This window comes from Erythrobacter sp. QSSC1-22B, from assembly GCF_001678665.1.
Classification (GTDB): domain Bacteria; phylum Pseudomonadota; class Alphaproteobacteria; order Sphingomonadales; family Sphingomonadaceae; genus Qipengyuania.
The window spans coordinates 1-8,025 of the sequence record NZ_LZRP01000017.1; the positions used below are offsets into that span (position 1 = coordinate 1).

Here is an 8,025-nt window from a genome sequence, read left to right on the forward strand (position 1 = left end):
AACAGGGGCGGTGATCGGGAAGTGCTACAAGCGCCACCGGGTAACCGAGTTTCTGGCCTTCCTCAAGCAGATCGATGCCGCGATGCCCGAGGGACCGGACATCAGCGCCTTCATCTAGGCGTACAACGAAAACCCCGAACCCTATCGCTGGAACAAATCCGCCGACGAGATCCTCGCATCGGTCAAACGCTTTTGCCAAAAGGCAATGAGCCGAACTTCAGATTCAGATGACTAGTTAAGGTCCTACCGCTTCGGCACAAGCTGCCTTCGAGGATTTAGGACTTTAAGCAAGGGCCGTTCCAATGCCCTATGCATAAGTTCAGCGGTCGGTACTGAGATTATCAAAAGAACGAATGCGGCGGCTATGGGAGCAACGACTGCAACATCGGACCATGCTTCTATGGCCCTCAGGGCGGCGGCAATAATTAGAATGTGGATAAGGTATAACACGTAGCTGCTGTCTCCGAGAAATCCTATTCTTCGCACCAAAGCGCCGGAACCTCTCTGAAGTTCTAGGCAGACCACTCCGAACACTAGAAATGCGCTGGGAACTCCCCACGTAACCGCTGTTGGAATATTGTCATACCCGTAAAGCAATCCCGCAGCGAAAAGTCCTAAGGACAGGGTTACTGAAGTAAGACCGAAGCGTAAAGGCAGGCGACCATGCACCGCGAGCCAGCCTATTGCCGCTCCCGCTAAAAACTCTATTAATAAGGAACTAGTTGCAAGGTGCAGGAAGGGGTCCGATGGTTGCAGTATCAGGCCCACCGCCATCATTATAATGAATAGCAGCGATAGCAAAGACAGCCCTCGATTCAGCCCAAAAACCATGGCGACACCGAAGCAGATGTAGAAATACATTTCGTAGGAGAGGGTCCACGCGGGACCGATAACAGCCGCCGCCCCATACGGTAGTAGGAGAATAGCTCCAAAAACCTGACTCGCATCTAGCATATACGGTGACCCAAAGCCCAGATGGGCCACTACATAGGCAGCAGCGCATATCCAATAAATCGGATAGACGCGAAAGAACCTTCGTTTCAAAAAAGCCGCGAGGTCGAAACCGCTTTCAAATCGAGCGGTCACCACCATGATGAAGCCGCTAATAACAAAAAATATGTGAACTCCTACCGCACCGAACGCAAACAAGTACGTTTCTAGTTCGAAAGCAGGGCGCGCGCCGCGTATGGCAAATGCCTGATGAGCATGAAAAAGAACGACAAGTGCGGCGGCGATAGCACGCAGCATCTGAATTGAGTCTAATCTGGCGATTTTCTGACCTGCAGGAAGCTGCATCTTAACTCCAAAGACTCTTAGCGTTCGAAAGTACGAGTGCGGCATGCGAAGCTGGGACGCGCCTCTTCCGGAAATGTCTTCACCTTCTCCCCCACCGGAAAGCCTAACCATTTTTCTAGCTCATCGGCAGGGATGGCTCACCAGTTGAAGGCCGAACGTCGTAGCTGGCATGCTGCCGGAACTTTCTGCCCAACCCGCGGCTCCCATTAGAACGAAATTGTAGGCGGTGCCTCCCGAACCTAGAGAGCCTGCGCTTGCACCTTTTTCTGGAGCAGACAAGGACCAAGGTGGAGAGCGCTATCTCGCTCTCCCCAACCGGGACACCGTAAGTACAACCGCGAGACGATCCGTTGCAGTTTGGTCATCCATCTCGTAAACTCGTGCTGCATGTCCTTTCTGCGAACCTTTGCCCGTATCAGGATAATCAACCTTCCTGAGAGGCGTGATAGACGCCGAGCAATCAGGCGGGAGCTCGAAAAGCTCGGTCATGCTGACAATCCAAGCGTCAAATTTTTCCCCGCGATCAAACCGGATGAAAAGGGTGACTACACATCCATAGGTGCCAGGGGCGTCTACGAGAGCCAACTAGCGCTGCTTAAAGAAGCCGCGCTGGCAGGTGATTCAATACTCATCCTTGAGGACGATTGTGCTTTTAGGCCGAATGCCGACATCTATTTGCCGAAAACCGCATGGGAAATTTTTTACGGAGGGTACTACGCATCAGACCCGTCCGACTTGCAGTCAAGTGACATTATTGGAGCACACATGATGGGTTTTTCCGCCATCGGGGCCCGCTTGATGGTGGGATATCTCGAAGGTTTGGAATACCAGGGTATTCATCCTCCAATCGACGCAGCATACGTTTGGTTTCGTCGAGCGCATCCCGAAGTCGCCACTGAATTCGCTGTCCCTCCGCTTGCTTTCCAGAGGCGTTCCAGAAGCGATATTGCGGACCTCAAGTTTTATGACCGAGTGCCAATCCTTCGCGATTTGGCCAATATCTACCGGGCATGGCGCCCGACGAATTCTCTCTGATCACCAAACAAGCGCCCCTGTTTTTGGGGTACATTGCTCATCCGAGTGCAAACCGGACATCGTCCGAATGGGAGGACCAGTTGCCTAGTCTACGCCATAGAGCTTCTCACTTCGTACTGAAGAAGTCTGGCTTTTTCAGCCGGAGCTACACCGAAAGAGCGTACGGATGCACGTTCCGAATCCCAATACTAAATGGAAGGAAAACCTACATTTCGGAACCATGGTTGGCCGATTTAATCAGTTTGCTGTTTCGGCTCAAAGAGGGTGGTTTTATCGACGTAGGGGTAAATCTTGGTCAGACGATGCTTAAAGTTGCGGCAGCTGATCCTAGCCGCGAGTACCTAGGGTTTGAGCCCAATCCAGCGTGCGCTGATTATGCATCCTCACTCGCGGCAGCCAACAGCCTTCCGTACACGGTCATACCTGCCGGCGTCGGGGTCGAGACTGAAATTTTGATGCTAGAGATGTACCGTAACGAAGAGACCGATCCTTCTGCAAGTCTGGTTGCCAATTTTCGGGGAAAGCCTCTTTCACGCAAGCCGGTAGTCGTGCTTTCATTTGCGGACGTACCAACTGACTTCGTTCCAGCTAAAACGTCAATTATTAAGATTGATGTTGAAGGCGGGGAGCTACCCGTACTTCAAGCGCTATTAAATACTATCCGGATCCAGAGACCGTTTTTAGTTGTTGAAATATTACCTGCCTATACCCTAGAAAATCTAGAACGCGTAACGCGTCAGAGATCGATCGAAGACATGTTGCGGGCGCAGAATTACGCGATTTTTCGTGTCAGGTATGGTCCGAAAGAAGAGCTTATAGGTATAGAAAGAATTGACGAGATTGGCATTCAGGATAATCTTGCCATGTCTGATTATTTGCTATGCCCTAAGGAAGAGGCGGCTCGGGTTCTGCTCGCGTTAGAGAAAGCCAACGCATGAAGGTACTCTATCTTATTGAGCGATTTCCTTCATATTCGCAAACATTCATAATTGATGAGATCAAGGACCATTTGATCGATAATGTCGACGTCCAAATCGTTGTGTTGGGTTCGAAAGAATTAGCCGATTTTCCTGTTGATGATTACGGTTCCGAAATCTCACGCCGTACAAGCTACTTGGGGTTGGCCAATGCGAAAGTCTCTTTCTCAGTTGTGCGGGCCGTCTTTTCTGGACTAGTTGCATGTTTGACCGTCGAGAATCCGAGGATACTATGGCGGCTTCGGTCCAAGAAAGATCTGTCGCTCAGGGAAATTTTCCTCGGGGCAGTGATCGCATCAAAGTGCGAACATATAGATGTCATCCATTGCCATTTCGGGCACATCGGTCGACTGGGCCTTGCGACAGGCGAGCATATGGACCCGAAGCCGGCGTTAGTAGTCACATTTCACGCCTTTGAGATGCTAAAGGAGTGGAGCCTGCCGCTCGGGCGTTTTTACGCCCCGTTGTTTGATGGTACCGCTGTTCTTCTGCCGATCAGCGAATACTGGCGATCCCTCCTGCTGAAGTCAGGCGCAAGCAAGGAGAGTACCTTCGTACATCACATGGGCGTGGAAATCCCCGCTAGTGAAGGGATCCGCCGTCTGACCCAGCGCCTTGACGTGGCGAACCTCGTTATGGTCGGCCGGATGGTAGAGAAGAAGGGCCATTTGATCGCGTTAGATGCATTGGCGATCCTCCGAGAAAAGTACCCGGAATTAAGTTTTCATTGCGAGATGATCGGAAGTGGACCTTTAAAAAATCTTATCGAAGACCGATCGTCGAAGCTTGGCCTGTGCAGTTACGTCGATCTGGTTGGGCCAAAACCACACGCCGCAACGCTACAGGCGATAAATGCTTCTGATCTTTTACTTCTACCTTCCGTCACAGCGGCTGACGGCGATAAGGAGGGGATTCCGGTCGTGCTTATGGAAGCTATGGCACGTGAGATACCTGTGATTTCCACCAAGCACAGCGGGATACCTGAGCTGATTGAGAACGGGGTGTCTGGTCTTCTCGTGACTGAACGCGATCCAGAGGAACTAGCCGAAGCCATTGCTACGCTCCTTCTTGACGGCAACCGCCGCCAGAAGTTAGCGGAAGCAGGGCGGGGGAGAGTTATCGAGAAATTCAACCGAGCATCCCTCTCCAGAGACCTTCGCATACACTATAAGAACGCTTTGGAAACGATGTCACATCGTAGCACCCGTGCTAAATAATAGATATCGTCAGATATAATGGGGGAATCACATTGAGTGTTGGTCAGACTCCAAACTGGGCACACATCTTTTCGATATAACTCCCAGCTGGCGGCCGCTTGTCACGTAAGCCCTCAAGGCGCGAATGCCACATGTGAACCGCGCGAGTTTCTGAAGTCAGCTTTTGTTCGATACCTTCCGTGGGGCCATAGAGTAGTCGAGCCTCGCTCCAACGGACAGGGTAGAAGACCTCAGGGGGTTGACTGTAGTTTTGCAGCTGGTTTTTCTTGACTACGTGTGTCACTAATCCGGCGCTAAACGTTCCCCAAGGGTAATCTTCTAAGTCCATCCTGCCTTCGCGGAAGCGTCGCCAGTAAAACTCCATGGATCGTTTCGGTCCCCACCAAGGGGGGCGTCGGTTGGCTTTAGGTATTTCCTGCAAATCGCGCACCATCTGAGATCCTTTGGGCGCGTAGAGAACGGCATTGTTGATCCAGTTCTCGTGCTCCCAACCGAAAATATATGGCTTGTCGAAAGCGAGCGGCCTGAGAAAGATGAAGTCCATGTCGACCCAGCATCCCAAGCCCGCTGCCAGGAGTTCAATGCGCCACAGGTTCGCTCCCAATGCCACCGAGCCAGTGTCGCGATAACGGAGCAACCTTTCGAACGGCATTATATCAGCGGCGTTACGCAATTGCGTCCCTTCTGGTACTCCGTCCAACTGATCCGGTTTGTAGCTCCACAAGGTAAGCCTGTGCCCAGCAGCTGCTGCGGAAGCGAGACATAGGCGCTCAAGATAGCCGAGTCTCGGCCCAACCCACAAAGAATGTAAGTCAACAAGCTTGTCACTAATGGCTTCAGCCCCGCCGCTATCCAACGTCATTTCCTCCAACTGTCATTCTCCGCTTCTGGAACCATGATCTGATCGCCCTAGCACCATTTTGCGCAATGTCAGTGCGAAGCTGGAGGTTGTCACGCCTAGGGTTGGGTGGCGGAGGACATGGCACGCTCAAAAGTCGCTATCGACATTTTGCCATAGCTTTGGATGGATCGAAGTGACAGCGTCCGAGTATTTTGCGATAGCGAGCTCGAACTTGAGCACGACCAAGCGGCAGACGATCGGGTGAGTCATTCAAATTAATCGAGAGATCCCCAAAGCTGGGATCGTTGTAATTGGCCGAAACGAAGGTGAGCGCCTCAAGCGGTGCCTGCGCTCGATTCCTGAGCACCTTGCCGCGGTGTATGTTGACAGTGAGCTAACTGATGGGAGCGTGCAGTACGCGCAAGGCGGTGGTGTCGAGGTAGTCCAACTAGATTTGACCATCCCCTTCACGGCAGCACGGGCGAGCAACGCGGGACTGCATAGATTACTTGAACAAGCATCGAACTTGGCGTTTGTACACTTCGTTGGTGGCGATTGCGAGCTCGAGCCACCCTGGCTGTCAGAGGCAATTAACTTCCTCGATTGTAATGTGACTGCTGCAGCGGTCTGTGCCAGAAGGCGAGAACGATATCCCGGCGCTAGCTTCTATAACAAGATTTGCGACCGAGAATGGGGTACACCCATTGGCGAGGCGGAGGCATGCGGAGGTGCCGCACTTTTTAGGTTGTCGGCTCTACGACAATGTGGCTTCGTCGATCCGTCGTTGATCGCAGGAGAGGAGCCTGAGCTTTGTTACCGATTGCGTGAGGGCGGTTGGAGGATTTGGTGCATCGACCAAGAAATGACTATTCACAATGCGGACCTGCTCCATTTCTCTCAATGGTGGAAGCGCGCCGTCCCTAGCGGGCTTGGCTATGCGCAAGTCTGGCATAAAGCCGCTAAGTTCCCTTCATTGGGACTCTACTTGAGAGAGATCTTCCGAGTTTTTGCTTGGACTTTAGGTCTGCCGATACTAGGAGTCCTATTGGCAATTTTCTTTGGGCCTATATATTTGCTATCCGTTCCTGCATTGTGGCTGTTGCAGTTCGCCCGTCTGGCTTGGCGAAACGGCCTGGCAGTATCCTTCCACCCATTGATTGGCAAAGCTGCGGAGTGCACTGGGGCACTGCGCTACCTTCTTGGATATGTGATGCTGCGCCCACTCAAGGCGATATGCTGCAAGTGAACCGGATCGCATATCTCGCAAGCCAGTATCCGGCACCTTCACACACATTCATACGTCGTGAGATCGCTGCGCTCCGCTCTCAAGGCTTGACCATTTTGCCCTTTAGCGTCCGGCCTGGCTATGACCCGAGTACCCTCGATGGCGACGAGATTGTTGAAAATGTGCTCGGCCGCCCCGTTGTACAATATTTTGTTTGTACTTTGCGTGCCTTACGTAAACCACGTCGTTTTTATAAAGTTTGGAAGCTTGCTCTGCAGCACCGCCAATCGGGCATAAAAGGTTTGGTTTGGGCGCAGTTCCACTTCGTCGAGGCGCTCCTTCTCTGTCGCCTATTGCAGAAGGCTGGGATCACGCATCTCCACAACCATTTTGCCAACAGTGGCGCCACTGTCGGGCTACTCGCATCTCGCTATCTTTCTATCCCGTGGAGTCTCACACTTCACGGCATATCCGAAACCGATCATCCTGCGGGCGAGCTTCTCCCGGACAAGCTGAGTGCGGCAATCTTCGTTGCCTGCGCGAGTTGGTTCATGCGCGCGCAGGGCATGCGTAAAGTCCAAAGTTCAGAATGGGGAAAGTTTCACATCGTGAGGTGCGGCGTCGATTTGCAGACGCTCCCTCTGGGGCCCATCACACTTCCTACTCCAGAAGTGCGCTTCGTATGCGTCGGCCGCCTCTCAGCGGAAAAGGGTTATTTTGGTTTATTAGATGCGTTCGGATCTCTCCTGTCGCAGGGGATCAGTGCCGAGTTAGGTATCGTGGGTGACGGGCCCCTGCGTGACGAAATTGAAGCGCGGCTCGCTCAGTTTGAATGGGCGGACAGGGTTCGACTCTACGGCGCCCTTCCGGAGCAAAAGACCCTGCAGAAGATAGCCGAAAGCGATATACTTGTTCTTCCGAGCCTAATGGAGGGTTTGCCAGTGGTGCTCATGGAGGCAATGGCGCTACGTAAGCCTGTGATCGCTAGTCATGTTGCCGGAATTCCTGAGCTGGTCGATGACGGAAACAATGGGCTTCTTTTTACGCCGGGTGATTGGGACCACCTTGAACAAAAAATGCTGCACTTGGCAACGAACCGCCAAGCGCGCCTGCATCTTGGCGAAAATGCACGTGCGACAATCGAGAAGGAGTTTGAAATCACCAAAGCTGTGCAGCCATTGGCAGCGCTTTTCCAAGAGACTGTAGAAACGTAGAACAGGCAGCCCGCTGAGTAATGCCACTGAGCGGGATGCCGTGTTCACGAATACGCCAGGCTTTCCACGAATCAAGGGGAACTCTCCTTTGGTGGACTGGGCCCCCAACAGATCGTAATTGACCGACCCTATTTAGGTTACTGCTCGAGGTCAAAATTCTGAGTTATGTGAACAGTACAGTATCAATCTGTGAGTGCGATCCCTTCTAATGGTGAGCCAA

At 52.4% G+C, this 8,025-nt stretch carries 7 protein-coding genes and 1 pseudogene; 6 read left to right on the plus strand and 2 right to left on the minus strand.

The features are described 5' to 3' along the window. Positions 1 to 235, plus strand: a pseudogene (locus tag A9995_RS16370) (hypothetical protein); the annotation flags it as partial. 8 nt (positions 236 to 243) lie between these two features. On the opposite strand, the gene A9995_RS15485 reads toward A9995_RS16370, so the two are convergent. Continuing rightward, on the minus strand, positions 244 to 1,296 hold the full coding sequence (locus A9995_RS15485) for an acyltransferase (protein ID WP_168157441.1): 1,053 nt from the start codon (positions 1,294 to 1,296) through the stop codon (positions 244 to 246). Positions 1,297 to 1,683: 387 nt separating this feature from the next. On the opposite strand from A9995_RS15485, the gene A9995_RS15490 reads away from it, so the two are divergent. The 3 genes from A9995_RS15490 to A9995_RS15500 are packed head-to-tail and all read left to right on the plus strand — an operon-like array spanning position 1,684 to position 4,525. Continuing rightward, a complete protein-coding gene (locus tag A9995_RS15490; RefSeq protein ID WP_067614676.1) occupies positions 1,684 to 2,331 on the plus strand; it encodes a hypothetical protein in 648 nt (215 codons plus the stop codon). Further along, positions 2,307 to 3,269, plus strand: coding sequence for an FkbM family methyltransferase (locus tag A9995_RS15495; protein WP_082992823.1), 963 nt, complete (start codon positions 2,307 to 2,309; stop codon positions 3,267 to 3,269). Before A9995_RS15490 ends, A9995_RS15495 begins: the two co-directional genes overlap by 25 nt. Next, positions 3,266 to 4,525 (plus strand): glycosyltransferase, encoded by a 1,260-nt coding sequence (locus tag A9995_RS15500; RefSeq protein WP_067614680.1) that lies wholly within the window; start codon positions 3,266 to 3,268, stop codon positions 4,523 to 4,525. The genes A9995_RS15495 and A9995_RS15500 overlap by 4 nt, the downstream gene beginning before the upstream one ends. Positions 4,526 to 4,568: 43 nt before the next feature. On the opposite strand, the gene A9995_RS15505 is transcribed toward A9995_RS15500, so the two are convergent. Further along, positions 4,569 to 5,387: a hypothetical protein gene (locus tag A9995_RS15505; RefSeq protein ID WP_082992824.1), complete on the minus strand. Its 819-nt coding sequence runs from the start codon at positions 5,385 to 5,387 to the stop codon at positions 4,569 to 4,571. 289 nt (positions 5,388 to 5,676) lie between these two features. Here A9995_RS15505 and A9995_RS16375 point away from each other — a divergent pair, with 289 nt between their 5' ends. Both A9995_RS16375 and A9995_RS15510 read left to right on the plus strand, forming a co-directional pair. Continuing rightward, positions 5,677 to 6,612, plus strand: a complete 936-nt coding sequence (locus A9995_RS16375) for a glycosyltransferase family 2 protein (protein WP_255360167.1) — start codon at positions 5,677 to 5,679, stop codon at positions 6,610 to 6,612. Continuing rightward, positions 6,609 to 7,805, plus strand: a complete 1,197-nt coding sequence (locus A9995_RS15510; protein ID WP_168157442.1) for a glycosyltransferase family 4 protein — start codon at positions 6,609 to 6,611, stop codon at positions 7,803 to 7,805. The genes A9995_RS16375 and A9995_RS15510 overlap by 4 nt, the downstream gene beginning before the upstream one ends. Positions 7,806 to 8,025: the final 220 nt, after the last annotated feature.